The organism is Vibrio sp. Vb0937 (assembly GCF_033338855.1).
The window spans coordinates 1-1,198 of the sequence record NZ_JAWOTK010000304.1 but is presented as its reverse complement, the minus strand read 5'-3'; the positions used below and the strand labels follow the sequence as shown (position 1 = coordinate 1,198).

Here is a 1,198-nt window from a genome sequence, read left to right as displayed (position 1 = left end):
GGAATTGGCTCATTGTGCTTTTGAGCGATCTGGCTTAGGGTAGGCGGGAAATTATCGGTATGAGATCACCATGCAATCAGACCACAAAGAAAAAATCGCCATTCTCGTTGACGTTCAAAACGTTTATTACACTTGTCGCGAAGCGTATCGCAGTAACTTTGACTACAACCAGTTTTGGTATGTCGCGACACAAGAAAAGGAAGTAGTAAGCGCAAAAGCTTATGCCATTGCCAGTAACGATCCGAAGCAACGCCAGTTTCATCACATTCTAAGAGGTGTGGGATTTGAGGTGATGTTGAAGCCTTACATTCAGCGTCGAGATGGCAGCGCCAAAGGGGATTGGGATGTCGGTATCACGCTCGATGCGATTGAGATTGCGCCTGATGTTGACCGCGTGATTTTGGTTTCTGGTGATGGCGACTTCAGTTTGCTGGTGGAACGTATTCAGCAGCGCTACAACAAGAAGGTCACCGTCTATGGTGTACCAAGGTTAACCTCGCAAACCTTGATTGATTGTGCGGATAATTTCGTCGCGATTGATGATGATTTCTTGCTGTAATCATTAGACCAGACAAAGAAAAGGCGAGTCATTCAGGCTGTACTTATGCGTACAATGACTCGCCTTCCAATTTTACTTTACAGGTTGTTTATGAAGGAATGATGATTTGTCCTAGTACGTAACCTAAGCAACACGCGCCGATCACACCAATCAAACCTACCGACATAAATGAATGGTTGAAGTACCACTTACCAATCTTAGTTGTACCTGATGTATCGAAGTTCACTGTTGCGATATCAGAAGGGTAGTTCGGAATAAAGAAGTAACCGTACACCGCTGGCATTAGGCCGATAAGCAGTGCAGGATCCAGACCCAAGCCAAGACCAACAGGCAGCATCATACGAGCCGTTGCTGCTTGAGAGTTCACCACAACCGACACAATGAACAACGCAAGCGCGAACGTCCAAGGGTAGTTCGTTACCATCTCTACAATGCCAGATTTGAATTGAGGCATTGCGTATTGGAAGTAAGTATCAGACATCCATGCGATACCGAAGATAGCAATTGCCGCCACCATACCTGATTTGAATACCACACCGTTTGGCACGTCACGCGGGTCAGTTTTGGTTGCAAGAAGAATGATACCGCCGAAGCAGAGCATCATCATTTGAATGACAACTGCCATGCTAATTGGCTTCG

The 1,198-nt window shown here is 46.0% G+C and carries 2 protein-coding genes; one reads left to right on the top strand and one right to left on the bottom strand.

Annotated features, from left to right (window positions below; translation table 11 throughout):
- Window positions 1-70 precede the first annotated feature (70 nt).
- Window positions 71-559 carry an NYN domain-containing protein gene (locus R7P67_RS25275; protein ID WP_005480252.1) on the top strand — a complete coding sequence of 163 codons (489 nt, stop codon included), beginning with the start codon at window positions 71-73 and terminating at the stop codon, window positions 557-559.
- A gap of 88 nt (window positions 560-647) precedes the next feature.
- Here the strand turns inward: R7P67_RS25275 and R7P67_RS25270 are convergent.
- On the bottom strand, window positions 648-1,198 hold a 551-nt coding region (locus tag R7P67_RS25270), incomplete at its 5' end, for an anaerobic C4-dicarboxylate transporter family protein (RefSeq protein WP_318086378.1).